27 protein-coding genes are annotated in these 26,881 nt (G+C 40.6%); 7 read left to right on the top strand and 20 right to left on the bottom strand.

Annotated elements, in window-relative coordinates:
• Window positions 1-110 precede the first annotated feature (110 nt).
• From AZE41_RS06155 to AZE41_RS06145, 3 genes are all read right to left on the bottom strand, one after another.
• Window positions 111-2,117 carry a penicillin-binding transpeptidase domain-containing protein gene (locus AZE41_RS06155; RefSeq protein ID WP_067206864.1) on the bottom strand — a complete coding sequence of 669 codons (2,007 nt, stop codon included), beginning with the start codon at window positions 2,115-2,117 and terminating at the stop codon, window positions 111-113.
• 356 nt (window positions 2,118-2,473) lie between these two features.
• Entirely contained in the window at window positions 2,474-3,025 is a 552-nt protein-coding gene (locus tag AZE41_RS06150; protein WP_370569972.1) for a DUF420 domain-containing protein, read from the bottom strand.
• A gap of 105 nt (window positions 3,026-3,130) precedes the next feature.
• Window positions 3,131-3,913: an ABC transporter ATP-binding protein gene (locus tag AZE41_RS06145; protein ID WP_067206862.1), complete on the bottom strand. Its 783-nt coding sequence runs from the start codon at window positions 3,911-3,913 to the stop codon at window positions 3,131-3,133.
• 154 nt (window positions 3,914-4,067) lie between these two features.
• Between AZE41_RS06145 and AZE41_RS06140 the strand changes: the two genes are divergently transcribed.
• From AZE41_RS06140 to AZE41_RS06125, 4 genes are all read left to right on the top strand, one after another.
• Window positions 4,068-4,973, top strand: a complete 906-nt coding sequence (locus AZE41_RS06140; RefSeq protein ID WP_067206859.1) for an AEC family transporter — start codon at window positions 4,068-4,070, stop codon at window positions 4,971-4,973.
• A gap of 117 nt (window positions 4,974-5,090) precedes the next feature.
• Window positions 5,091-5,522, top strand: a complete 432-nt coding sequence (locus AZE41_RS06135; protein WP_197485378.1) for a YusW family protein — start codon at window positions 5,091-5,093, stop codon at window positions 5,520-5,522.
• A gap of 619 nt (window positions 5,523-6,141) precedes the next feature.
• A complete protein-coding gene (gene pssA / locus AZE41_RS06130) occupies window positions 6,142-6,675 on the top strand; it encodes a CDP-diacylglycerol--serine O-phosphatidyltransferase (RefSeq protein WP_067206854.1) in 534 nt (177 codons plus the stop codon).
• Window positions 6,676-6,700: 25 nt separating this feature from the next.
• Window positions 6,701-7,477, top strand: coding sequence for a phosphatidylserine decarboxylase (locus AZE41_RS06125; RefSeq protein ID WP_067206852.1), 777 nt, complete (start codon window positions 6,701-6,703; stop codon window positions 7,475-7,477).
• A gap of 67 nt (window positions 7,478-7,544) precedes the next feature.
• On the opposite strand, the gene AZE41_RS06120 is transcribed toward AZE41_RS06125, so the two are convergent.
• From AZE41_RS06120 to corA, 12 genes are all read right to left on the bottom strand, one after another.
• Window positions 7,545-8,981, bottom strand: coding sequence for a DEAD/DEAH box helicase (locus AZE41_RS06120; protein WP_067206849.1), 1,437 nt, complete (start codon window positions 8,979-8,981; stop codon window positions 7,545-7,547).
• 249 nt (window positions 8,982-9,230) lie between these two features.
• A complete protein-coding gene (gene ptsG, locus AZE41_RS06115) occupies window positions 9,231-11,270 on the bottom strand; it encodes a glucose-specific PTS transporter subunit IIBC (RefSeq protein ID WP_067206846.1) in 2,040 nt (679 codons plus the stop codon).
• A gap of 379 nt (window positions 11,271-11,649) precedes the next feature.
• Window positions 11,650-12,492 carry a glucose PTS transporter transcription antiterminator GlcT gene (gene glcT / locus AZE41_RS06110; protein ID WP_067206843.1) on the bottom strand — a complete coding sequence of 281 codons (843 nt, stop codon included), beginning with the start codon at window positions 12,490-12,492 and terminating at the stop codon, window positions 11,650-11,652.
• 402 nt (window positions 12,493-12,894) lie between these two features.
• The gene (locus AZE41_RS06105; RefSeq protein WP_067206840.1) at window positions 12,895-13,869 is read right to left on the bottom strand and encodes a quinone oxidoreductase family protein; all 975 of its coding nucleotides are present in this window, start codon (window positions 13,867-13,869) and stop codon (window positions 12,895-12,897) included.
• Window positions 13,870-13,884: 15 nt separating this feature from the next.
• Entirely contained in the window at window positions 13,885-15,657 is a 1,773-nt protein-coding gene (locus AZE41_RS06100) for an acyl-CoA dehydrogenase FadE (protein WP_067206838.1), read from the bottom strand.
• The gene (locus tag AZE41_RS06095; protein WP_231885778.1) at window positions 15,647-16,408 is read right to left on the bottom strand and encodes a 2-phosphosulfolactate phosphatase; all 762 of its coding nucleotides are present in this window, start codon (window positions 16,406-16,408) and stop codon (window positions 15,647-15,649) included. The genes AZE41_RS06100 and AZE41_RS06095 overlap by 11 nt, the downstream gene beginning before the upstream one ends.
• Entirely contained in the window at window positions 16,405-17,469 is a 1,065-nt protein-coding gene (locus AZE41_RS06090) for a phosphotransferase family protein (protein WP_418064686.1), read from the bottom strand. The genes AZE41_RS06095 and AZE41_RS06090 overlap by 4 nt, the downstream gene beginning before the upstream one ends.
• 40 nt (window positions 17,470-17,509) lie before the next feature.
• Entirely contained in the window at window positions 17,510-18,382 is an 873-nt protein-coding gene (locus tag AZE41_RS06085) for a 3-hydroxyacyl-CoA dehydrogenase family protein (RefSeq protein ID WP_067206835.1), read from the bottom strand.
• 3 nt (window positions 18,383-18,385) lie between these two features.
• Window positions 18,386-18,955: a TetR/AcrR family transcriptional regulator gene (locus AZE41_RS06080; RefSeq protein ID WP_067206833.1), complete on the bottom strand. Its 570-nt coding sequence runs from the start codon at window positions 18,953-18,955 to the stop codon at window positions 18,386-18,388.
• A complete protein-coding gene (locus AZE41_RS06075; RefSeq protein ID WP_067206831.1) occupies window positions 18,952-19,725 on the bottom strand; it encodes an SDR family oxidoreductase in 774 nt (257 codons plus the stop codon). Before AZE41_RS06075 ends, AZE41_RS06080 begins: the two co-directional genes overlap by 4 nt.
• 2 nt (window positions 19,726-19,727) lie before the next feature.
• Window positions 19,728-20,954, bottom strand: coding sequence for an acyl-CoA dehydrogenase (locus AZE41_RS06070; RefSeq protein WP_067206828.1), 1,227 nt, complete (start codon window positions 20,952-20,954; stop codon window positions 19,728-19,730).
• A gap of 301 nt (window positions 20,955-21,255) precedes the next feature.
• A complete protein-coding gene (gene corA / locus AZE41_RS06065; protein WP_067206826.1) occupies window positions 21,256-22,218 on the bottom strand; it encodes a magnesium/cobalt transporter CorA in 963 nt (320 codons plus the stop codon).
• Window positions 22,219-22,800: 582 nt separating this feature from the next.
• Here corA and AZE41_RS22595 point away from each other — a divergent pair.
• The gene (locus tag AZE41_RS22595) at window positions 22,801-23,277 is read left to right on the top strand and encodes a DUF5658 family protein (protein WP_197485377.1); all 477 of its coding nucleotides are present in this window, start codon (window positions 22,801-22,803) and stop codon (window positions 23,275-23,277) included.
• Window positions 23,278-23,340: 63 nt separating this feature from the next.
• Here AZE41_RS22595 and AZE41_RS06060 read toward each other — a convergent pair whose 3' ends face one another.
• Both AZE41_RS06060 and AZE41_RS06055 read right to left on the bottom strand, forming a co-directional pair.
• Window positions 23,341-23,658 carry a spore coat protein gene (locus AZE41_RS06060; protein WP_067206824.1) on the bottom strand — a complete coding sequence of 106 codons (318 nt, stop codon included), beginning with the start codon at window positions 23,656-23,658 and terminating at the stop codon, window positions 23,341-23,343.
• Entirely contained in the window at window positions 23,655-23,855 is a 201-nt protein-coding gene (locus AZE41_RS06055; RefSeq protein WP_067206822.1) for a ferritin family protein, read from the bottom strand. Before AZE41_RS06055 ends, AZE41_RS06060 begins: the two co-directional genes overlap by 4 nt.
• Window positions 23,856-23,857: 2 nt before the next feature.
• Between AZE41_RS06055 and AZE41_RS22590 the strand changes: the two genes are divergently transcribed.
• On the top strand, window positions 23,858-24,418 hold the full coding sequence (locus AZE41_RS22590; RefSeq protein ID WP_156475974.1) for a hypothetical protein: 561 nt from the start codon (window positions 23,858-23,860) through the stop codon (window positions 24,416-24,418).
• Between the two features lie 216 nt (window positions 24,419-24,634).
• Here the strand turns inward: AZE41_RS22590 and AZE41_RS06045 are convergent, their stop codons facing one another.
• From AZE41_RS06045 to AZE41_RS06035, 3 genes are read right to left on the bottom strand one after another with little or no spacing between them, the layout of a single operon-like run.
• On the bottom strand, window positions 24,635-25,204 hold the full coding sequence (locus AZE41_RS06045) for a manganese catalase family protein (RefSeq protein ID WP_067206819.1): 570 nt from the start codon (window positions 25,202-25,204) through the stop codon (window positions 24,635-24,637).
• Window positions 25,205-25,218: 14 nt separating this feature from the next.
• Entirely contained in the window at window positions 25,219-25,485 is a 267-nt protein-coding gene (locus AZE41_RS06040) for a spore coat protein CotJB (RefSeq protein ID WP_067206816.1), read from the bottom strand.
• Window positions 25,482-25,688: a spore coat associated protein CotJA gene (locus AZE41_RS06035; RefSeq protein WP_082786798.1), complete on the bottom strand. Its 207-nt coding sequence runs from the start codon at window positions 25,686-25,688 to the stop codon at window positions 25,482-25,484. The genes AZE41_RS06040 and AZE41_RS06035 overlap by 4 nt, the downstream gene beginning before the upstream one ends.
• A gap of 150 nt (window positions 25,689-25,838) precedes the next feature.
• Between AZE41_RS06035 and AZE41_RS06030 the strand changes: the two genes are divergently transcribed.
• Window positions 25,839-26,648, top strand: coding sequence for a DUF2935 domain-containing protein (locus AZE41_RS06030; protein ID WP_067206812.1), 810 nt, complete (start codon window positions 25,839-25,841; stop codon window positions 26,646-26,648).
• The last annotated feature ends 233 nt before the right edge of the window (window positions 26,649-26,881 follow it).

Genomic DNA, 26,881 nt, shown 5'->3' with positions numbered 1-26,881 from the left:
TGGAGATTATATAGAAACATTTATTCAACATATATACTATGAAAAGCATCATTCGCTGTACTTGCGTTTTTTCAGTGAACTAGACACCCAAACCATGCTTCCACAAGCTATTAGTTCCCCATGACTTGTGCAACCTTTTTTACTACATAGCTGCTTCCACCTTTATCTTCTATACTTTCAATCATCATAGCCAAAATATAAGATGTTTCATCTGTTTGATACCCGACGAAGAATCCATTTTCCTTGCCGCCTTTTTCCTGTGATGACTTTAATTCTGTAGTACCTGTCTTCCCAGAAAGTTTAACAGCAGGGATATTTGCATCTTTAGCAGAACCATTTACCACAACTTCACGTAAGTCTGCCCGAAGGATTGCAGCGTTCTCAGCTGAAATTAGCCCCTCTTTCCATACTTCACCTTTTGGTTCATCTTCGAATAAAACCATCTTGAACATCTTTCCGTCATTTAAGATTGGAGCATAACTCGAAGCTAAGTGAGCGATGTTCATTAACATTTGACCTTGTCCATAAGAGGTATCCACAAGTTGTGCTTCTGTCCCGATTGTTCCGTCATTCGATATTTGAGAAGTTCGGAGTGGATAACTAAAGGGAATATCTGCTCCAAAACCGAATCTTTTTAGACCTTCAGTTAGGGTATCTTTCCCCATTTCGAGTGCTTCCTTTGCAAAATAGATATTATCCGAGTAAGCAAGTGCTTTTTTTAAGTCGATTGGATTCGGTGGAGTATAAACTCTTGTGACACCAAAATTGCCCCATGATTCATCTTTTTTCCACCTCTTCCCTTCAATTGTATACCCTTTACTAGGATCAATCGTTCCTGCCTCTAATCCAATTGCCGCTGTAATCGGTTTTATTGCCGACCCCGGAGCATATGTCGCTGCGAATCGATTTAATAGTGGTTGTAAAGGATCATCAGTCAATTCTTGGTAGCGTGATGAACCCACGCCAATCATAAATTCATTTGGATCGAAAGCTGGTGAACTTGTCAACACAAGCATTTCTCCCGTTTTGGGATCCACTGCTGCCGCTGTTCCTACCTCACCATTCATCGCATTAAATGTCCTCTGCTGAAGTTCCGCATCGATTGTTAATGTGACTGAATTACCATCTGCCGCAGTTTTCTCAGCTATCGTAATTCTCTCTGCTTCTTGTTTCGTTTTCTCAATATATATTCGAATCCCGTCCTGACCACGGAGCTGTTCTTCAAGTAGCTGTTCCAGTCCACGTTTACCGATAGAATCGTTTTCTCCATACCCCTGAGCTTTGACTTTCTCTAACTCGTCAGCATTAATACGACTGATATAGCCCGTAAGATGTGAAAGTGACTCACCAAATGGATATTCCCGCATTTCTACTTGTGTATAAGTAACACCTGGTACTTCAATCATTTTTTCGAGAATCATCTCTTGGCTGGATGCCACTTTTTTAATAGGAACAAATTGATCTGGCTTGACCCAACTTTGAGTGAGTTGTTTATTAATAAATTCCGGTGTTACGCTAAGTATTGTTGCGAGTTTTTCTGCATCTCTTTCTTCATTGAACTTTTCTGGTACGATTCCTGCTTCGTAGCCTTTTCCGTTTATAGCCAAAGGCAGTGCATTACGATCAAAGATTTCACCGCGCTTTGAAGAAATAGTAGAAATACCTACTTTATCTGCCTTCGTTAAATCTGGGAGAATGAAAGATGGATCCCATTCGACAAACCAATTTTCATCTTCACTTGATTTACTATATGTCATAATTACTTTTTTCTCGAACTCCACTGGTCCTGCAACGGTTTCCATTGTTATATGTACAGGAAACTCCGGTTGATCCTCAGGTTTATAGTTCTTATCTTCATCCGACTTAGTAAAAACAACTTTTACATCAGTTATAGTTAAATCTTTATAAAGTTTCGTCGTTCGGTCAATATATTCACTTGAACCAAAAGCATCTTTTGAAGCTTCACTTACATATTCATCATACATTTTTGTAAACTCAGCATCGTTCCATAATTTGATATAAGCCGAAATCCTATCTTCGGGCGTCTCCTTCTTTGAACATGCTGCGAGTACAACAAAAATGATAAGAAAGATACCGATACTTCTCCATTTCCTCATATGTATGACCTCTTTCATTTGTATTTACACTGAAAAACCATTTGTAAATAATTGAATTTAAGTACTTCCCCTTAGTTTCAAGGCATTTCTTAAGGCATTACACAAAACCCTCCTTTTTATCAAAGGCATCCTTCATCATAAAAAGAACGCTCTACTATCAGTACGTTTAATTATACAGAAGGTTCCATTAATTCAAAATAAAAGACCTTTAAAATACACTCCCCCTGTATTTCAATTCCACTGACTAAATTTCCACATAAAAAAACACCACCAAAAGGCAGTGCTAATTCATGTGCTACTATGATGTTAATTTAAGTGTGTTTGTCCATACATTTTTACTAATTCCAGCAACTCACTTAATAATAAGGTGAAATCAGTATATACACCAAAACACCTGTAAAGCTGACGTATAACCAAATCGGCATTGTCCATCGCGCAATTTTCTTATGACGCTCATTCTCCATATTCCATGCGCGTGCTACACTCGTCAGTGCAAGCGGGACGATAGCTGCTGCAAGAATAATATGTGTGATTAGAATGAAGTAATAGAATCCGGCCATAAAGCCTTCTCCACCGTAGGGCGTGGATGGTGCTAGATAATGGTAAGAGACATACGTAATTAGAAAGAGAAACGTTGTAACAAAGGCCGCGTAGATAAAACGGCGATGAACAGTGATATTCCTTTTAAGAATAGCGATAAGAGCACATACCAGGAATACAAATGTAAAACTGTTGAAAATTGCATTCATCAAAGGCAGGATTGTTAGATCAAATGCATCAAAATCTTTAACTCCTCGCATTCCAGACAAGACGCCAATTGCACCGATGAGTATAACAGAAAGTGCAATAATCCATGGTTTATAATTACGTTTTTTAAACGTTTTTGCAGATTTTTCATTCTTCATCATAAAAATCATTCACTCCATTACTAATTAGATGAAACGCTATCCTATAATTGTATAGCAAGAAGTAAATCAATGCCTTATCAAAGAGTACTTTTTTGTGAACGAATACTAGCTCCTTATTTCCAACCATGGCCTACTTTCCTTCCAATGCACATGGACGGGAATTCCAAATGTGTCACTTAGCAACTCATCGCTAACTACTTGTTCTTTGGGTCCTGCGGCAATGACTTTTCCCTCCTTCAGAAGGAGAACATGTGATATCCCTTGGACAAGCTCTTCGATATGGTGGGTTACATAAACGATATGACATTCATCCTTCATAATTCCATCCAGTGATTGGAGGAACCGCTCACGCGAAAGAATATCCAATCCAGAGCATGGTTCGTCCAACACAAGCATTTTAGGCTCACTCATTAACGCACGGGCGATGATGACTTTTCTTTTTCCCCCTTCTGAGAGCAGCCGATAGGGCTTTCCTTTCAAATACGTCAACTGCAGACTCTCGAGTAAAGAATCCGCTTTCTCCCATTCTTCTTTTTTCACTTGCTCATAAATACCGAAACTAGCAAACTTTCCACTTACTATGACTCTTTCAATCGTTTCATTATTGAAATATTCGGCAAAGCGCTCCAATGAACTACTGACAAAACCTATTTCTTTACGGAGTTCCGGCAAATTGGTCTTCCCAAACAGATTGCCCAGTACGCTAACTTCGCCAGTTGAAGGGAAATGGAATCCAGACATGATAGTTAGTAGGGAAGTTTTCCCAGATCCATTCAAACCAAGTATTCCCCAATGCTCATTTTGGTGGACGGACCAATTAATGGCCTGCAAGATTACCTTGTCCCCCTTACTGAATGACACTTCCTTGAATGAAACAATTTCATTCACACTAAAAACCTCCTTTTTTTACAGCAAAAAGCACCGTGTAGGTGATGTAAATTCACTGGACTTCGCTACATTACTTTGTTTGTCTATCATTATAGTTGACTAGTCCAGATTCTGCTATGCTAGTAGCAGGTCAAAACGTTGGAGCTGAACCCTAATGAATTTACTATTAATTATTTTACCAGTATTTATCATCTTCTCAATTGGCTACATAGGACAAAAATTTATAGGCTTTGATATTAAATCAATTTCAACAGCGGCCCTTTATTTAATGTCTCCCTTTTTAGCATTCCGGACGTTTTACACAAATGAATTGACGATGGACTATTTCTATATTGTGTTATTTAGTTTACTCCTGACAACTATCCTGCTAATTGTTGTATGGATTACGGCAATTAGTATGAAGGCAACACGGTCAGAACTATCAGCAATGATTCTTGGCGGGGTATTTATGAATAGCGGGAACTACGGAGCTCCGGTAGTACTGTTTGCATTCGGAGCAGTCGGATTTGACTATGCCGTTATTATGATGGTATTTCAATCGTTACTAATGAATACCGTCGGCATCTTCTTTGCAGCGATGGGTGGAGAAGAAAAATCTACATTACGCCAGTCCGCACAGCGGGTGATCCGTATGCCGCTCATGTATGCCGCCTTTTTAGGAATAGGACTCCAGCTAGTTTCAGTGCCCATTCCAAACGCAGTCATGGATGCCGTTAGCCTCATTGCTGATGCATCTATTCCGACTGTGATGCTCGTACTCGGTATGCAGCTTGCGGCCATTTCGCGTAAAAGAGTCGCTTACCGCTATGTTTCTGCCGTCAGTATTATCAGAATGGTAGCCTCTCCGTTGATCGCAGTCGGAATTTTGCATTTCATGCCCGTCAATGACCTTCTAAAAGCGGTCGTTATTGTACAAGCATCCATGCCGGCAGCGGCAAATACAACGATGCTTGCATTACAGTTTGGGACAGAACCTGATCTTGTATCGTTTACAACATTTTTCACAACACTAATCAGCATTATCACTATTCCAGTCATACTGTTCTTCTTAGGTGTTTAATACTGACACGTGATTGGAAACAGATTTATCGTCTCCATCCGTATAACTCCCCCCTACTCCGGTTAGATTGACAGTAGTCTACTTTAGATAAGGCCGGAAAGGATGACCGAGTTGAATATGATGCGTTTAATTTTACGAATCGCGATGTTTTCTACACTAATACTGATTGTCGGTTGTAGCAATAAGAACCTAGTAACAGAATCCGATTCACCCAAAGAGCCGCTTGGTGAGACATACGGCTTCACGGCTTTTGATGTAGCAATTGATACAAAAGAAATCAAACAAGCAGTCACCGCCAATTATGATGAAAAACGTGATAAAACAGAGGCAACATACGAAAATCAACTAGAGGACCTCTACTTGCATGGCAATAAAGCCATGGAAAAGCTTAATACAATCTTCGAGGAACTCTCGCTTGAACCAGACATGGATGACGAAGATATCATCAAGCAAGCATCAGAAGCATTCGAAGTGATTGATTATACAACGTTAAAATTGACAGTGAAGTTTAAAGGCCACGATATAAAAAAATTAATGATGTCGAAATAGTCCCTCTGAATAACAGTAACGCCCCTATCAGCAATTGATTGGGGCTTTTTTTGTTGCAATCATTAGCTCTACTTTTTGCGCGTTTACACTTCTTTTAAAAAGAATCCTCAAGACATTCATGATGCATCGAGTTTTTTGCCAAAACATTTTGGGAAAATCAAAGATCTTGATTTCAGCTTACATTAGACAAAGCAGCTATGATTTTTTAAAGTGTAGGGGATAGTAGATGGTCAGTTCCCCCCCTGCTTATCTCTGAATAAGCTATTGTCCACTGAAGTTATTCCTATGGCTAATCATATAGGAGTAGCGCCACCACTTAGCTTGTTTGAAAGCTTTTGTTCATGTAGCAAGAAACCCCTACTGCAATAACAGTTTATTATAAGTAACGGGAGGTCCAAGAGATTGAAAGTGAGCAAAGCGGCTGACATTCATACTTTAAATTGCATGGCATTCATTATTCAAGTATAATATAAGATTACCGGTTACATACTTTATTTTAATTCGTCTTTAATTTCACAGTTTTCACCATAGAAATCATGGTATCATTGTATTTTCGGGTAGTTGAAATCATGGCTATTAATTAATCGAAAATCGTATGTACACTATTAGGAGGTGTTTTATGATTTCACCTGATTATGTTGAACAATCCAAAGTGAAAGCGCAGTTAGCAAATGCAATTACATTGATGAACTTATGTTTCGGCGTTATTGCTATTATTCTTATTATAAAAGGCTTAGGTCATATGAGTTTACTTTTCATCTTCCTTGCCGCATTATTTGATCGTTTCGATGGAATGGTCGCGAGACATTATAATGCAGAATCGCTTTTTGGTAAAGAACTTGATTCATTATGTGATTTAGTTTCATTCGGATTAGCACCCGCATTATTGATTTACGAAACAACACTTTATTCGACGCCTTGGCTTGGAATCATTGCTACCGTTTTTTATGTCTTAGCCGGTGCAGTTCGTCTCGCTCGTTACAATGCATCTGAATTTGATGGTGCATTTTATGGTGTTCCTATTACGGTAGCAGGGGTTGTCATGACACTAAGCTTTTTCCTTGTTCCATATGTGGGTCCATTATTTTTCGTTATATTGATGTTGATTATGTCAGTATTGATGATTAGCAACATTCGTATTGCGAAAGTGTAAATGAATCGTTCGGAGGATAAATTAAATGAAAAAAGCACTCTTTAAATCTTTTGTTGAGCTCACGGGGAATCCAGTTTCTTCTGCTCTCTTAAAATCATTTACAAGTTCACGATTTAGCCGGCCGTTCATTCAGCCATTCAGCAATGCTTATCGCATTAATAATGACGAAATGGAACACCCAATCTCACACTATAAAAGTCTACAAGCCCTCTTCACACGCCAGCTAAAAGAAGGTATTCGTCAAGTGGATCCTTCGCCAAATGCCCTCACTTCACCAGTGGATGGTGTTGCAAGTGGAGTTGGGAAAATAGCTACCGACCAATCTTTTCTGATAAAAGGCCATCAGTATAAGATAAACGAAATTATGGGTACCTCTGAAAAAGCAGCTGCTTATAAAGATGGCACGTATTATATCTTTTACCTGTCACCTAGCCATTATCATCACTTCCACTATCCTGTTACAGGAAGTTTGGTTTCACGCTACGCTCTTGGCGGCGTTTCTTATCCAGTGAATAGTTTAGGATTACGTCTTGGACAGAGCCCCTTCTCCACGAATCATCGCCTCATTTCAGAAGTAATGACAGATTTCGGAAAAGTGGCCATAATAAAAGTTGGAGCTTTAAATGTGAATAGCATACAGCTTCACAATTCATCAAAAGAATGCATTAAAGGAAATGATTTTGGTTATTTCAGTTTTGGATCTACAGTTATTCTGTTTATAGAAAATAATCCGGACTTCATTCCGACTATTGAGTTGAACAGTGAAGTGCAAGTGGGACAAGCAGTTGGTAAATGGACTTAGTAGTATATAAAAAGCAATCCTTGTTCAGTGAATATACTGATCAAGGATTGCTTTTTTATATCGAGATTTATTTATTCGCTTTATGCACTTTCAATAACTTCCCTTTAACTGTTGTCGTTTTCATTTCATTCAACACCAACTTACCTTTGCCATTCAGTATATCAATATAGGTCACAGTGTCCTGGATTTTAATGATTCCGATGTCTTCTGCAGATACGCCAGGAATATTTGTAATTGTACCGACAAAGTCAACCGCGCGAAGCTTTTTCTTTTTACCACCGTTAAAATAGAGCTTCATAATATCTTTATTTACTAGTTCATTTTTGTTCTTTTTCAATTCAGGAAGGCTTTCTATTTTCTCTGTAAATGCGCCCATTGCTACTACAACTGCCTGTTTGGATGGAGCATTGCGTTGTTGAATTTCAAATCCAATGTACGCTTCAATCTCATCAAGGAAGTGATTTTCATTAGGCGTAACGAAAGAAATCGCTTTCCCTCTCTTACCAGCCCGTCCAGTTCTCCCTACTCTATGCACATAGCTTTCAGTTTCCACAGGGAGATCATAGTTAATTACATGCGTAATGCTGTCGATATCAATACCACGTGCAGCAACATCTGTGGCAACTAGGTAACGGAATTCGCCGCGCTTGAATTCATCCATGACAGAGAAACGGTCTTCCTGCATCATGCCGCCATGGAGTTTGTCGCAAGTATAGTGGAGTTTTTCAAGCTGTTCAGTAACACTATCCACTTGATCTTTTGTCCGGCAAAAAATGATGCAGCTATCTGGATTTTCAACAACGGTCACATCACGCAGCAGGTCAAATTTCTGTGGGTCCCTTACGATAATGAGTGAGTGGTCAATTTGATCCGTCAATGTAACAGTAGAAGCTATCTCAATATTTTTCGGGTTCTTCATATATTTACTGCTTAGTTTGCCTATCTTTTCTGGAAGTGTTGCTGAGAAAAGCATAGTCGTTCTATTTTTCGGTAATTTATTAATAATCGATTCGACTTGGTCAATAAAGCCCATATTTAGCATTTCATCAGCTTCATCTAGCACCAGATATTCAATTCGATCAAGCACAAGTGAACCTCGCTCAATATGATCGAATACACGCCCTGGTGTCCCGACAACTACGTGGCATTTTTGCTTTAGTTCTTCTTTTTGATAGGCATATGGTGATTTCCCGTAAACAGCGGCAGCTTTAATACGCTTAAAACGGCCAATGTTTGTAATGTCTTCTTTGACCTGATCTGCGAGTTCACGCGTCGGTGTTAAAATTAGCGCCTGTGGTTTGTTCTCGTCCCAGTCAACCATTTCACAGATGGGAATTCCAAAAGCCGCAGTCTTCCCGCTACCCGTCTGTGATTTGACAACTAAATCGTTTTTAGTAAGTGCCGCAGGAATTACTTTCTCCTGCACTTCTGTTGGTGAAGAATACCCAAGCCCGTCTAGCGCCCGTGTAATCTCCTTGCTTAAGTTGTAATCCTGAAATGTCATTGTTAATCAGCCTCTCATTCTAAGTGTATTATCTCACAAACAGGGGCCATTCGTCAGTTAAGGAAGTCTTCTGACACTAATTATAAGGGTGAAATACAAAAAGAAAGAAATCAGCCATTTTATACATGGCTGATTTCTCTCTAAAGGGGCCTGACACTCAGTATTTACAGGTAAGAAAGTATAAGTTTTCCGACTTAGAATAGTGTCTAGCTTCAGACGCTCGGTTCTAGAAGGCGCCTTCCGCTTTTCTTACTTTTCAATCGTCACAATGTTGTCTTCTTCTAATTCAACAGTACCTGACTTATTAATAACGACTGATTCACCCTCAAATAGATTAGTGAAGATAATCGGAGTAATGATTGAAGTCGCATGCTCCTTAATATAATCAACATCGAATCTCAACAAAGGTTGTCCTTTTTTAACTTGATCACCTTGTGCAACTAAAGCTTCGAAACCTTTACCATCTAATTTGACCGTATCAATTCCAACATGAATTAAAATTTCTCTTCCTGAATCAGCTTGAATTCCTAATGCATGTTTTGTCGGGAAGAAAGTAACGATTGTCCCATCTACTGGTGAAACAACAATACCTTCAGATGGCACAATCGCAAAACCGTCGCCCATCATTTTTTCTGCAAACACAGCATCAGGTACTTCTGAAAGCGGCTTAATCTCGCCTTGTATCGGTGAAATAAATACATCTGTCGTTTGATTCGTTGTAACTTTACTTACAGTTTGGACAGGTTGTTCAACCACCTCAGTACGAGGTCGTTTTCCACTGATTACATCTTGAATTTGGCCTTTAATAATTTCAGAACGTGGGCCGAATATTGCTTGAATGTTATTACCAACTTCAAGTACGCCCGCCGCACCTAACTTTTTCAAGTCTTTTTTGTTAACGGCTTGAACATCGATAACAGATACACGAAGCCTTGTAATACAAGCATCTAACTGGCTGATATTCTTTTGACCACCCATTGCTTCAAGAATATTGTAAGCAAGATCAGTGTTGCCCTTTGGACCAGTTTTCGCTTCTTCTGTATCTTCATCATCTGCTTCACGTCCCGGTGTCATTAGATTAAACTTACTAATCATAAAGCGGAACAAGAAGTAATAGATCACTGCAAAAACAAGGCCGAGTAATACGGCAATCCACCATGACTCTTTGCCCGGTAAAATACCGAAGAGGAAGAAGTCAATAGCTCCACCTGAGAAGGTGTAACCGATATGAACTTCCAAAAATGTCATCAATACAAATGATAAACCATCTAAAACAGCATGGAGTAAGAAAAGTATAGGCGACAGGAATAAAAATGAAAATTCAAGTGGTTCGGTTATCCCCGTTAAGAATGATGTTAAAGCACCTGATGCTAATAGTCCTGCAACTAATTTTTTCTTTTCTGGTCGCGCTGCATGATACATCGCGAGCGCTGCTGCCGGCAAACCAAACATCATAATTGGGAATTCTCCACCCATGAAGTTACCAGCTGTAAGTTGTACACCATCTTTTAATTGTGCAAAGAAGATTGTCATATCACCACGAACAACTGAACCAGCCGCCGTCGTATATGTACCAAATTCATACCAGAATGGTGCATGGAAAATATGGTGCAATCCAAACGGTATTAGCAAACGTTTGATAAATCCAAAGAAGAATACGGCGATATATGTACCTTCATCGAGTAACCAAAGTGATGCACTATTCATTCCGGCTTGAACTGTTGGCCAAATAACAATCAATAGTAATCCAGCTACGAAAGCCGCACCAGCTGTAGCAATTGGAACGAACCTTTTCCCTGCAAAGAACCCAAGGAAAGAAGGCATTTCAATATCATGAAACTTGTTGTAACAAAACGCTGCTATCAAACCTACAATAATCCCGCCGAAAACTCCGGTTTGTAACGTTGGAATTCCGAAAACGAGTGCATAGGCTGGATTATCAGCAAGCATGTCTGGTGTAATCCCGAGCCATGAACTCATTACTTGATTCAATACGAGGTAACCAACAAGTGCCGCAAGTGCTGCAGCGCCGTCTTTTGCTAACCCAATCGCGACACCAATTGCAAAGATAAGCGGTAAGTTATCAAAAATAATTCCCCCCGCATCTTCCATTACTGTTGCTGTCAACTGGATCCAATCTGCTGATAAAAATGGCAGATAGTTAAGCATTGTTTCTTGCTGGGCAGCATTACCTATACCAAGCAATAAACCTGCTGCTGGAAGTAGGGCTACTGGAAGCATTAAAGCTTGTCCAACTTTTTGTAAAACACCAAAAGTTTTTTTAAACACTGTATAACCTCCTAAATCTTTAATAAGTCATCGGGGTTTTTCAACTATATAGGTTGACATAAAAAATTCCATTGAATTCGCTACGGCGCTTGGGGATGCCTTCGCTTAGTTTAATAGCTATTCATATGTTCAACATATATACATACAAAAAAGACATGAGAAAAAAGGAAATTGAAATAAGCCTAAGAGTTGCCCCCAAAACTATCATCAATCATCTTTTCACTCATGCCTGATCGTATCAGTAACACGTACGAAGATAATATTTTTATAAATTATGTCTGACGCCAATTGTATTACCCAATGACTTTATATATTAACCCTATCATAGTTATTAGAACCTTGCAAATAGATTTATTTGACCTGCAACAGATTACGATCTTTATTCCATTTTTGCTTGAATCCGTTGGAGATGTAGTGTCAAGTAAACCGCTTCAGCTTCATAGATCTCTTTTTGTAAGGTCTGTTGCATTACTTTAATCAGCTTCCAAGCTAGATTGTAACAAATTGGATACTCGTTTTTTAACAACCCTGTGATTTTTTCCGGCTCAGCAATCTTGTCTCCACGCACCACCCGCTCAATTGCAAAACGAAGATGGCGGATTAAACGAATATAGTCAATGCTAGTTTTATCAATAATTATGTCCAATTGCTCTTCAATCATTGTGACAAGTCGAACAATTAAATCTGAATGTCTCGTTAATTCACGCACATTTTTATTTACAAGGGCACTGTGAATATGTAAGGCAATGAAACCAATTTCACCTTCTGGGAGCGCGACAGATAGCTGTTCATTGACCATCGCTGTCACTTCAGCAGCAATTTTATACTCATCAGGATAAAGTGCCTTTGTCTCCAGTAAAAAAGGATTCCGAATTACCATTCCCCGTCTCATCCGATTAACCGCAAAGAATAAATGGTCTGTCAGCGCTATGTGGATATGTTCATTTAGCGGCATGCCAGCCCGTTCCCGAATAATTTCGACTGCTGAAATAAGCACTTTTAATGTCTTTTCATCAAGAGTGGAAATAAGCTGTTTGTACTGCTCCTGCTCTTCAGGATCATTCAATACAAATAATTTCTCAACTTCCTCTCGAATAATCGACTCTCCAGACTTTTTACCAAAGCCAATGCCCCGACCAATTAAAACGACTTCATTTCCATTCACATCAGTAGCAATAAGTACATTATTATTCAACGCTTTCTTGATCAGGTACGTTTTCATCCATCTATCCCCATTATCTTTTCTTGACTCTATTCTAGCACTAATCTCAATTGAATAGGTGCCTGTTATGCTCACCATGAATGTACTTATGACCGCCATTGGGCTGTTTATGACCGGCACGAAGCGTATTATGACCGCCTTACGTCACTCATGCAAATAAGTTTTAATACATTTTCTTTACATATAGAAACACCACGAGTAGGAAATCTTTATCAATCTCTCAACTACCTATTTATTGAACATATGACTACATGTAAAAACTTAGCGAAGGCGTCTTAAAAGGGGTAGCCGACGCCATAAGACTGATAGCCGCGCAGCGTCAGGCTTATGGCGGAAGGCATCCCCGAGCGCCGCAGCGGAGTTGAGGGGTATTTTTTCTCAACTCTCTAATTACCACTATTATTAAGGAATCAAAACAAGTTTCCCCATCGTTTTTCTCCCCTGCATCAATCGATGTACATCCGCCGCTTCTTCCAGTCTGTACGTGCCGCCAATCGTCAATGCTAAATCGCCGCTCTCAATAAACCCAAGCAATTCCTTGAAACTAGCTTGATACATATCATAATTATTCATAATTTGTGGCAGGAAAAATCCAATGACAGATTGATTGCGGCGCATCAATTCTCCAGCCAGCAGTGGTGAGGATTCACCGCTTGCCGCACCAAATACAACCACACGTCCGAATGGTGCAAGGCATTTCAACGTCTTGCGGAAAATATCGCCACCGACCATTTCAAGTGCTAGATCCACGCCTTTACCATTGGTTAGTTCACGGACCTTTAATTCCCAACCTTCTTCTGTATAGTTAACAACATGATCGGCACCCATTTCTTTTGCATGCACCAATTTTTCATCACTGCTTGCAGTAGCAATAATCTTGCCTGCTCCAAATATTTTCGCAAGTTGAACTGCAATTGCACCGACCCCACCTGCTGCTGCATGAACGAGAACGGTTTCTCCTTTTTCAAGCCGTCCCATTGTCTTTAAAATATGGTATGCCGTTTGCCCTTGCAGGGGTAGCGCGACTGCCTCAACAAAATCAACGCCGTCAGGAATAGGGGCAAGTGCCATCTCATGAAGATTCACATACTCCGCATAACCCGCCGATTCAATTAAAGACACGACGCGCATACCAGATTTATAACGTTTAACGTCTTTCCCTACTTCAGTAATAACGCCTGCAACTTCAGCACCAGGCATAAACGGCAGCGGAGTCGGCACAACGTATTTCCCTTCACGACGCGCGATATCCGCATAATTCACACCAATTGCCTTAACTTCAACCAGCACTTCTTGATCGCCAATTGTTGGTTTATCGATATCGACTAGTTCCAACACGTTCGGACCTCCATACTGTTCAAATCGAATTGCTTTCATCTTCAAAATCCCCCTTTAAGATATATACTGCCGTGATTCATTAAATGCTTTAGCAATGGCTCTTTTCGTTTGGATTGTGCCTTTACTCGCTAGATTACTAAATCGATTTGTCACATCAGCAAGTGCTGTCTTGCGCTTCTCTCCAGTTGTAACACCTGCAATCAATTTGCGAGCAATCATCTCAACTTCGAAAAGCGTATCGTCAATCAAAGCTTCTGTCAGTTGCACTTTAAGAGTAGATTTTTCTTCACCTTTTTTTGCAATTGATTTCTCAGTTCGCAGTACAGCAGATTCAGCTGCGTATAGTGCAATTGCGATGTCAGCCAATTTTAGTATCGTTTCTTGCTCATCCGCAATACGAGCTGCAAAAGCTTCATAAACAAGACCTATGGACAGTAAAAATACATTGCGGATTGAACGGATTGCTTCTTTTTCACGGGCTAGAATTTCATTCTCTAACTCAATTGATTGCTTTAGTTGCGCAACGGCCTGCCCGACAAGCCCTGGTAACGGGACTAATCCTTTCCCCACCTGTTGCAACAGAGCCATCGGAATGAGCAATCGGTTAATTTCATTTGTGCCTTCGAAAATTCGGTTAATACGCGAATCACGATACACTTGTTCAACCTTATACTCTTTTATAAATCCATAACCGCCATGAAGTTGAAGTGATTCATCCGCAACATAATCCAACGTTTCAGAACCGTATACTTTGCAGATAGCGGCTTCAACCGCATACTCCCTCATTCTGTCTGCAATAAGCTTCATGTCACTTGACCCGTCCACTTCACCAAGTGCATCTTCAAGATAGGAAGCAGTTCGGTATTGAAGAGACTCTGCTGCGTAAATGCGTATTTCCATATCTGCCACTTTTTCTTCGGTAGCTGTAAAGGATGCAATCGCCTTGCCAAATTGTTGACGTTCATTTGTATAATCAATCGCTAACTTGAAAGTGTATTTGGCGGCTCCTGTGCAGGCAGAACCAAGATTGAAGCGCCCAAGATTCAGTACGTTCAATGCAATATGATGTCCTTTGCCGATTTCACCTAATAAGTTCTGGACAGGCACTTCACAGTTGTCGAAAAATACGGCTGTCGTGGACGAACCCTTGATGCCCATCTTCTGTTCTTCCGGCCCAAGTGATAAGCCTGGAAAATCTTTTTCAACGATGAACGCCGTAAACTTGGTACCATCGACTTTTGCATAGACAATGAAGGTATCGGAAAACGAAGCATTTGTAATGAACATCTTCGTTCCGTTCAACAAATAATGCGTTCCCTCTTCATTTAATAGCGCTGTAGTAGATGCAGCTAAGGCATCCGACCCGGCAGAAGGCTCTGTAAGGCAATAGGCGCCGATAAATTCACCAGATGCAAGCTTCGGCAAATACCTTTCTTTTTGCCACTGCGATCCGAAATACGTAATCGGTAACGTTGCAATACATGTGTGATTAGAATGTGCAACGCTATAACCACCTGCAGCTCCGATAATTTCCCCTACAAGCCCTTTCGTGATTTTATCGAGGCCAAGTCCACCGTATTTCTCGGGAATACTATGGGCAAGCAAACCCAATTCTCCTGCTTTTCTAAGAAGTGACCTGACAAGCGTAAAGTCCCCGCCCTCAATTTGTTCATTGTGAGGCCGCACTTCTTTTTCAATGAATTTCTTCGCCGTATCGGCAATCATATGGTGTTCAGCCGTAAAATCTTCCGGGGTGAAAATAGCTTCTGGCTGCGATACGCTGTATAAAAATGACGTACCACGATATATTAGTTGATCAGTAGTCAATCGTTTTATCCCCTTTCACACTCATTTTCCCGTCCTCAAATTCGGGTACAACCTCAACTATTCCTCTAGTAGCGGAATAGAGAATATCTTCCTCCAAATCCACTTGCATAAGCATCTGGCCTGTTAAAGATGTTTTGAGTATCGAAGCGGCGTTCTCTTTATTCCCTCTATATAAATACAGAGCTGCTTTCGCAGAATCCGTCAGTTCCCACGACTCATTTTGTCGAAGTAATTCATCTATGAAATAGCCTGCCCCGTAAAAGTCCTCTAGGGAAAACTGCTTCATGGTTCCAGCGCAAATTAAAATGATTGAATCGTCCACGTGCTCTAGTGCTATTTTTCGTGCAACAGCGTGCCCATTTATCAATGAGGCGGCGAATACCTTTTTTGCGTTCTCGACATGACGAATAGCGACGGTGCCATTCGTTGTTGAAAGGATGATAGTTTTTCCCTTTGCAACATGTTTAAGTATCGTGGGAAGCGGATCCACAAAACCTTCAATTGTTAGTCCTTCAGATTCTCCAGCTATAATTGTCGCTGATTTCTCAAAACTTCCCGCTACTTTCAAGGCTTCCTCCCCGTCCATTACAGGGATAACTTCCTTTGCTCCATGATGAAGAAGTGTGGCAATGGTCGTTGTCGCAAGTAAAATATCAAACACGACTGCCACTTTATCTTTATTAATCAACTCTGGCATGATCGCTTCTTTTTGAAGAATGACATGAAGCTTTGGTCGAGTTACTGTCATCATTTTGTCGTTCCGACCATCGCTTGCTTGACAAGTATCTCTACAAATTTATCCATATGAGAGAAGCGAGCATCTGTCGTTTGTCCATTTTTATAGCGGTAATAAATTTGCTGACAAATGACAGCGAGTTTAAAGTACGCAAAGGTACTATAATAATTAATATTCGTCATATCCCGCCCACTTTTCTCTGCATAACGCGCAATAAAATCTTCGCGTGTGAAAAATCCTTTCTGAATCGTAATCGGTGGTTTGCCAAGTCCATGCAGTAACTGATCCGAATCATCTGCCTGCATCCAATAACTTAGTGCCGCCCCGACATCTGCAAGTGGGTCTCCAACAGTCGTCATTTCCCAGTCAAACAATCCTGTCATCACAGAATAATCAGGTGAAAACATCGCATTATTTAATTTATAATCATAGTGAATAATCGTTGGTTCAGCTGATTCAGGAATATTGTTTTGCAGCCAAGTAGTAAGCGCTGCAACTTCCTCAATAGCAGATGTCTTCGCTTTTTCATAGCGTCCAATCCAGCCATGGACTTGCCTTTCCAAGAACCCGTCCGGCTTGACCATCTCAACAAGTGCTGTTTTTTTGTAGTCAATCGCATGTAACTCCACAAGTTTATCGACCATGATTTCAGATACTTTTCTTCCTAATTCTTCAGGAGAATTCGTACCACATGGAAACTCTGTATCGAGAACAATTCCGTTCCGTCTTTCCATAACAAAAAATGGACTACCTATGATAGTTGAATCATTACAAAAGACGAGCGGTTTCGGTGCAGTTGGATAAACAGGATGAAGTGCAGCTAATACATTGAATTCTCGTTCCATATCATGCGCTTTCGCAGCAACTGGACCGAGTGGCGGACGTCGAAGTACCGCTTGCCAAGTCCCTATTTCGATTTCATAGGTTAAATTAGAATGGCCCGTTCCAAACTGCCGAACTTCAAGTTCACCTTCTGGTAAATCGGCACAATTCTCCCGAAGAAATCGCAAGAGGACTTCTTCGTCCAATCCTTCTCCTTTTCGGACAGGTATCGTATCGTTAGTTGTTGATATCACCCTACTCACTCCCTATTCTTTTGGAATTAATTCACCCTCATCAGCCGCGATTGTAGGAATAGAATCCTTGTCCCGTTTTCCGTCCTAAATGACCTGCTTCTACTTTTTGCACAATACATGCAGCTGGTTTGTCTGCCTGATTTCCCGTTTCCGCGAATTGCTGCTGCATGACAAAATTGACAACGTCTGCTCCGGATAAATCAATAAGTTCAAACGGTCCCAATGGATGCCCAAGCGATTTTTTCACGATTAAATCTATATCTTTAAAATCAGCGATTCCATTTTCATAAAGTGCAATGGCTTCTTTATGAATTGCGCCTAATATACGGTTTGCGACAAAGCCGGATATTTCCTTTCGAAGGATAATTCCCTCCTTGCCGATTTGTTCACAAACAGCTAATGCAGTCTGCGCTGTTTCTTCAGACGTTTCTTCACTCATGACGATTTCCACACACTCCATAACCAGAGGTGGGAAAAAGAAATGCGCGTTACAAACTTTGTCTGGACGCTCCGTCACTTCTGCAAGCAACGAGTTGACGATGGTTGAACTATTAGAGGCTAAAATGGCATGTTTCGGTGTAAGACGGTCCAGTTCCCTAAACAATTGCTGTTTACTAGTTAGTTTTTCCACAATCGCTTCAATTACAAAATCTGCATCTCTCGCGGCTTCGTTGAGATTATCCGTGAATGTGAGATTTTGAAAAGCAGTTTCCTTGCTACTGGCAGTTAACTTCCCACTTGCAACCCATTTATCCATTCGCTTTTCCAAGCTCGCTTCTGCATCCTTCAGTGCTTCACTATTTACATCCTGCAATGAAGTCCTGTATCCTCCAAGCGCGCACAGCATAGCAATTTGATGCCCCATTTGTCCCGCTCCAACAACAAGAATATGCTTAATTTCATTCGCACTCATCATTCATTCCCCCTTCAAATCAATTCCGTGTAAGATGAAATCCATATACATACTCGCAAGCTCTTTCGACGATATATTGCCAGACGGGTCAAACCATTCATAACTCCAGTTTGTAACCCCTAAAATCGCAAAAGTAGTCATTTTGGGATCTAGATTATCCCGAAACTCCTTCTTTTCAATTCCCTCTTTAATGATTTTCTCAATAGTGAGATGGAACATTCTTCGTTTATTTTTTATGACACTACTGTTTTCCTCTGATAAATGACGCATCTCCCTAAAGTAAACACGTACATTTGAACCTTGTGTTTGAATATCCTTAATGAGCATCTCAACAATTTTCGTAAGCTGATTTCGGCAACTTTCATTACTGTCTAAAACCTTCTTTTGTCTGGCTACTAAATCATCGATATAGCGGAGATGGATGTCCATAAGAAGCGTTTCTTTACTCGTGAAGTAATAGTAAAAAGTCCCTTTCGTCACGCCTAGTGAATCAACAATGTCCTGGACAGAGGTTGAACTAAACCCTTTCCGTTCAAAAAGTTGAATGCTTTGTCTAGTAAGCTCTTCTTTCATAATGTACTCATTCCACCGTCGACTAGCAGAATATCTCCCGTCACATAGTCAGAAGCTTTCGATGCAAGGAAAAGAGCGACACCTTTTAAATCTTCTTCTGACCCTAAGCGGTTTAACGGTGTGGAATTTAAAATATATTCATGCCCTTGTTCAATTGTGACTTTTGACATTTTGGTTGGGAAAAATCCAGGTGCAATCGCATTAACGTTAATATTGTGCTGCCCCCATTTAGCTGCGAGATCTTTCGTAAATGTGATAACTGCTCCTTTACTGGTGTTGTAGCCGATAGTATCCATAAAGCTCGGATGCGTCCCGCCAAGTCCAGCAACGGATGCGATGTTAATGATTTTTCCGTTTTCTTGCTCAATCATGATTTTGCCGACTTCTTGACTCATCAAAAATGTGCCATTGACGTTTACATCCATCACTTTTTTCCACGCTTCATAGGGCATGTCAACAACAGGCGCACCCCATGTTGCCCCGCTATTGTTGACAAGGATGTCTATCGTGCCAAAAATTTTCATCGTCTCTTCAACTACCTTTTTTACGTCTTGCTGATTCGTCACGTCACATGCAAGTCCAATCGACCGAACACCAAGCGCTTCCAGTTCTTTGCTCATTTCAATACAAGCTTCAATATTGCGTGAACACAGCACAACGTTTGCACCTGCTTCCGCAAACCCTTTTGCAATCTGTGCCCCAAGTCCCCTGCCACCACCTGTTACGATTGCTGTTTTCCCCGTTAATCTAAAAAGGTCAAGTACAGTCATAATTAGTTCCCCTTTCCGTGAGCTGCATATTTTTTAAGTTCCAGACGTGCGATTTGATTGCGATGAACTTCATCAGGTCCATCTGCGAGACGCAGCGTTCTTGAATTTGCCCACTGCGCCGCCAATGTATAATCTCCGCTTACACCCGCTCCACCAAACGCTTGAATAGCGCGGTCGATTACACGCAGTGCCATATTTGGCGCCGTCACTTTAATCATCGCGATTTCTGCTCTCGCTTCTTTATTACCAACCGTGTCCATCATATAAGCTGCTTTTAACGTCAAAAGGCGTGCCTGCTCGATATCAATGCGTGATTCTGCAATCCATTCTCGAACGACGCCTTGTTCAGCAATAGATTTCCCAAATGCAGAACGTTGTTGAACACGAATACACATTTCTTCAAGCGCACGTTCTGCAGCGCCAATTAACCGCATGCAGTGATGAATTCGACCAGGTCCTAGACGACCTTGCGCTATCGCGAATCCTTTCCCTTCACCCCACAACATGTTTTCCGCCGGTACACGAACATTGTCAAATGTGATTTCCGCATGTCCGTGCGGCGCATGATCATAGCCAAATACGGAAAGCATTCTCTCAACCTTCACCCCGGGTGTATCAAGTGGCACTAAAATCATCGACTGCTGCTCATGCAACGCAGCATTAGGATCGTTCTTGCCCATGAAAATTGCAACTTTACAACGCGGATCGCCCGCGCCGGAAGTCCACCATTTACGCCCATTTAATATATACTCGTCCCCATCCCTGATAATGCTTGATTGGATGTTTGTTGCGTCGCTAGAAGCGACATCCGGTTCTGTCATAGCAAAGCAAGACCGGATTTCCCCATCTAACAGCGGTTCGAGCCATTGTTTTTTCTGCGCTTCCGTTCCATATCGCACAAGCACTTCCATGTTTCCTGTGTCAGGCGCGTTGCAGTTAAATACTTCTGGCCCTATTAATGATCGGCCCATAATTTCACAAAGCGGTGCATATTCTACATTGGTAAGGCCTGCACCCATTTCACTTTCAGGAAGAAACAAGTTCCATAGACCTTTTTCGCGTGCTTTCATTTTCAACTCTTCTATAATTGACGGATTTTGCGCCCAGCGATTTTCTTGTGCATTTAGCTGTTCGTCAAAAGTCTTTTCATTTGGATAAACAAGTTCTTCCATAAATGCCGTCAACTTCTGTTGCAATTCAATCGTCTTTTCCGAGTATGAAAAATTCATAATCTCTCTCCATCCTTTCATTCTATAAATAATATGTGTACTAACCGGTTAGTATGTTCTGAATATAACAACTATTCAACATGTTAACGCTTACTAATCGATTAATCAAGTAGATATATGGAATTATAAGATGCCATTGAATTCGCTAGGGCGCTAGGGGACGCCTTCGCTTAGTCTGTATAGTATTTATTTGTTCAACATATATAGTTTTATAGAGTAAGGAAGAACAACGTTTAAAAAGGCGCCAGCTATGTAGATGCTGACGCCTTTCGATAAATCTATCCATACAAATGGCTACCATTTAAGATTTAAACATACCTAACCAGCCTTTATATTTGAACAATGCCAACATAGACGTTCCTATTACAAGCATAACAATTAATACGATGATGTATCCGTATCGCCAAGTAAGTTCCGGCATGAACTCAAAATTCATCCCGTATACACCCGCTATAAACGTTAGAGGTATGAAAACGGATGATACAATCGTCAGTATCATCATAATACGGTTCATTTGATTCGAGTTTATCGATAATTGGCTGTCTCTAATATCGGTTGTTAGTTCCCGGTTAGATTCAAGAATATCTCCTAGTCGTAGTAAATTATCATAGATATCACTAAAATAGGCTTGTTCATTCGCGGATAGCTTTATCCGTTCTGAATTAATTACCCGATGTAAAAGTTCATGCATCGGCAAAATTGTTCGCCTTAATCGCAATAAATTGCTGCGGACTTCGAATACAGAATCCATGGATAAATGAACAGTTGATGGTGCAAGCGTGTCTTCAATATCATCCAGATGATCTTCAATTTTATGAAGTACCGGGAAGTAATCATCGACGATTTTATCGATAATCTGATGCGCAACAAAAACATGTCCTTTTTTCCATTTCCCTGGATTTTGAATAATCCTTTCCCTCGCATTTTCCAGCCCCTGAACCGCCGTATAATGAAAAGTGATGACATAGTTTTTTCCGAGATACAAATTTATTTCTTCTGCTTTTATCGTTTCAGGATTTATGGTATGCAATACAAAAAAAGCATAGTCATCATAAAAATCCAATTTCGGTCGTTGAAGACGGTTCAAACAATCTTCGATAGTCAGCGGATGAAACTGAAAAAATGAATGCAACAAAGAAGCTTCTTCTTCATTTGGCTGTTCCAAATCCACCCAGTACCACTTGAATTGACGAGTATGTATGTCTTCTAACGGAAAATCAAACAATAATTTATTCTCTACTGTGAGTCCCATCGTCCGGATCAAACGAACACCTTCTTTCTAACTCCACAAATCCTGTTCATGAGTAGCCTTCGCTCGATATATATATGTTGAATTAAAGAATCCCATTGAATCAGCTGTGGTTCTCGATAATGAGTGAGTTGTAATTCGGGGTGTGGATTGTAGAACACTTGGCGCTTTGGGGATGCCTGCGCTAGGTTGTTCATTATCGAGAGAAATGTGATTTTGGATGTATATGGCGAGATTGTAAGGTGATTACTAGTTGATACTATATAAATTTGAAATAAAGAATTCCATTGAACCGCTACGGCACTCAGTATATATACCGGATTCAACATATATAATTATAGTAAAGAAATCGGCAATCTAGGTTGTAGATTTCATCCCAGCTACTAAAATGCGCTTTCTCATATAGACCATCCAGCGCAGGCGCGACTTCGTGGTAGCCGAAGCGATAAGACTGAAAGCGGTCTCCTTTCTGGCTTATCGCGGGAGGCATCCACAAAGCGCCGAAGCGATATTAGTAGGAATCCTAATTCATTCCAAGTACAAGGGCTGTTTCAGTGGCCTCCCAAAAGCCCTTGTAAGCGCATACGACGTATTCATTTGTTCAACATATATAGTATACAAAAGAAAATCATTCACCGCATTGTTCACACTCTTTCATCAGCCTTACTGTCTAGTATGAATAGCCGCAAGTTATCCCAAACTCTATGTAGAACTTTAACTATCGTCAGCATAGGAGGCGTTACTATTCAGGATGACAGGAATATATTTTCCACCCGTAAAAAACTGCTTACCGCCGGAATTCTTCTTTTACTATTAGCCGTTGTTGATTCATTTTTCACCGATTTTGGCATTCAAAAACAGTATATCACTGAAGCGAATCCATTAATGGCACTTATCTACGACACAAGCATTTGGGGATTTTACGCCCTTAAAATTAGTTTGCCCTGTGTTTTACTCTATTTACTGACAGAGATTGAACAAAAAAGGTATTTAAAACTATTAGTTGGATCTGCAATTCTGCTTTACAGTGTCGTTCTATTCCAGCATATCTATTGGATTTCATTAGTGCTTTAGGACAATGAATCCAAAATAAACACCACTCAATCAACTTAGTGGTGTTTATTCGTGTTACTTTTGTTATTTTAGTTGTTGCTTGTACTCGGTGTACTCCTGATAAAGGGCTGTAACCTCACTAGACTGAGCAGGTGTAAGCGAGCACCAACCATGTTGGAATTGCAAATCATATAATTTTCGATGTTGCTGCGATGTTTCTTTCATCATATCAAATAGTGATGAGTAGAACTTTGAATTGCTCGCTTCAGGCATAGCAATTGCGTAGGAGTTGCACATATTTTTTTCCGTCGCTAATGCTGAGCTTAACAGATCAGAATCATTGACCGCGGACTTTTTAGAAAGCTGTGTTTTAGGATTTTGAATCTTTTTAGTAGAAGTCATTGCATATTACCCCCGTTTTCATTTAGGACAGTTAGCAAATTATCATAGTGCGTCAAGTGCATTTTCCCTGCTTCTTCGAATTGTCGTTTTAAATCAGGCAGTTGGCAACTTTGAGCGGCCTGTCTATACTGTTTCACCGCTAGCAAATTCGAATTTAGCATATTTTGCAAATAGCCAATATCTGAAGTTGACACCATTCTTGGGGGCTCAAAGTAAAGTATCTTCTGTTGTTGTTGCGATTGCCCTTCTGATTGTTGTGGTTGTTCCAGTGGTTCAGGTTGCTTTGGTTCTTGTGATTGCGGTGTTTGCTGTGGTTCTGGTTGTTGTTGTTGTTGTTGTTGCTGCGGTTGCTGTGGTTCTGGTTGTTGTTCTTGTTGTTGTTGTTGTTGCAGCGGTTGTTGTTGTTGTTGTTGTTGTGGCGGTTGTTGTTGTTGTGGCGGTTGCTGCTGCTGCTGCTGCTGTTGCTGCTGCTGCTGCTGTTGCTGCTGCTGTTGCTGTTGTTGCTGTTGCTGTTGTTGTTGTTGCTGTTGTTGTTGTTGCTGTTGTTGTTCTTCTTGCTCCTGCTGTTGAATCTGTATCTGCAGTTCGAGTTGTTGAAGTTGAATTTGCAGTTTTTTTAGTTGTTGAAGCTGTTGTTGTGATTGTGCAGACTCCACACTTCTTAGCTCCTTTCAAACAATTTAATCTTAGTATGAATCTTGCGACAGATATTATACGGTCTAAAATAAAAATACCAGCATATGAATCTAGTCGAAATTGAGTCTTGAAGCCCATCTTCTATACTTCAGTTTCTAGTGAAAAGTCCTATTTGAATTGGAATAGGCGGTTATGCTGATGTTCGCAGAAATCCATCACTTCTTAAACAACGTGAAGGAGGTGGTAGTTCTATAATCAATTAGTTTAGTAAATTTAAGGATACTGATTCTAGTAAATTAAAAATTCCGTCACCCCATTACCAGGGGAACGGAATAATCTTTTAAAATACCTTTTTACGATCACGCTCATCTTTTAGTAGTTCAACTGATTCCCTAAAGCGCAAAGAATGAATATTTTCCCTCTCCCTCAAAAACCTCAAGGAATCATTGATTAACGGGTCGTCTGAAACGTCGATAAGCCATTGGTATGTCGCTCTCGCTTTTTCTTCAGCTGCGATGTCTTCATACAAATCGGCAATCGGATCACCTTTCGCTTGAATATACGTTGCAGTAAACGGAACCCCGCCTGCATTTTCATAGAAGAGATCGTGACCATGATTGACGAAATGTGCACCAAGGCCAGCCTCTACTAGCTGTTCGGGTGTTGCGTCTTTCGTCAATTTATAAATCATCGTCGCTAGCATTTCGAGATGAGAGAATTCTTCCGTTGCAATATCAGTCAATACCCCGATGACCTTACTTGGAACCGTATAACGCTGATTCATATATCTGAGCGCCGCAGCAAGTTCCCCATCTGCTCCACCATATTGTTCCATAAGGTATTTCGCGAGCGTCGGATTACATGTACCTACCTCAACTGGATACAAGAGTTTTTTTTCATAAACCCACATTACCTATCCCCTCCTTATCGTTGCCATGGCCACGGTGTTGAATTCCAGCGCCATCCAATTTCAATTGCCTGTTCAGAAGGAACTGATGCGAGGGATAAAGGTCCATATCTATTTTCGTATTGGTGTCGTACATGGGCCGCTGCTTTTATTGCTTCCCGCCATTGATCTAGGGCTTCCGCTTCATCGGGATGCGTATCCGTGTACAATGTTAGTTCAACAACGACGAAATCTGCTTGCTGCACGCGTAACATCATTTGGCGTTCTTCTTCAAACGCACTCATGAAATCCCCTCTTCCCGAGAAAATCCATCTGCAAGTGACGGCCAAAGTGTCCCTGTTCGTAACGCTTCTTCAGGTGAGTTTTGAGGGAGTCCCGGTTGCTGGTAATTCATAAAAATTTGTGGCGGCAAAACAAAGGTCTTCACCCGTATAGGCGGACACGGGTCAAGCGGCGAAACGTAAGGCCTATAACTCCCCCGGAACATTGGACGTTCCAAATTTAATCACTCCTCGAACCATCATATGATAGAACCGCCTACTTGATACACTGACATATTTTTCATAATCCGAATGCTTTATCTCATAAATACTATGTGTGACTCATAGGAATAACAATAGAAAGAGGAGGTTGTTTTTTGGTTAAATCGTTTCAAGAGGATGCACTATTTGAACTTCATTTTTGGCTACAAATTTTGGGAGACCATAGCCGTTTCATCCATGACTCATTAGCGCCCAGTGAAATTGAAAATATCAAGATTTCTAATACGTTCATAGAGAAATTCGATCAACTGCTTACAGCTTCTGAACAGCAATTAGAAGAGCAACAGCTTCTCACCCTGCTCCAGAATGCAAAAATCGCAAGTGAGGAAATTCGAACATTTAAATTGCAATTAATTCAGGAACAGTTAATCGGAAATATAAAAATCTCTTTACCTCCATCCTTCATCAACCACATGGTCAATGAAGTAGAAGAAGCGATCCGTCTCTTTTCCTATTTGGAAAAAGGACAGATAGCACCAGCCGTCCATCCACTCCATCATGATTTGCTTTGGTTACTTGACGCCGCCGGTCATGCAGGTGCCATTGACGCAAACCTGGACCGGGTTGAAAAACCACTGCATGAGAAAAGCCGTAAATTTACAAAGGAATGGGAAGACTTCTATTTAAAAGCGATAGAACTTGCTGGTTTCTTACGAACAAACATCATGAAATTCCCTGCTTTAGAAAAGTTCCATAATGATGTTCATTTGGAAATGACAATTTTCCAAGTATTTTTGCACGAATTAGAAGAAATGGAACTGAATAAAGAAGCACTAGGAACTTTCACTGCACTTATGGCTGATCATATGGCTCGAGAGGAAAGTTATTATTTAATGAAATTGGCAGAAACAGCCGGTACCCCATCCCCATCAAGCAATCCTACAAAACCGCGAACAACAGCATAATCGAACCGCTGAAGATTACATCAAAATAAATGAGGCAGCGTCTAACACGATTCTAAATCGTGGCAGACGCTGCCCTTATTGTTGTTCAAGTTTTAACCAACACAACTATTCTTTATGTTTAACAGATAACAAGTCTGTTGATTAACCACTTTCTTACATTATGCACCTGTTAGAAAAGCAAATAAGTCTGCATTTGCAACTATACATTTCTGACTCGCTTTGGACTAAATAAT

The organism is Sporosarcina psychrophila, assembly GCF_001590685.1.
GTDB classification, from domain to species: Bacteria; Bacillota; Bacilli; order Bacillales_A; family Planococcaceae; genus Sporosarcina; species Sporosarcina psychrophila.
This window is presented reverse-complemented; position numbering and strand designations above follow the sequence as displayed.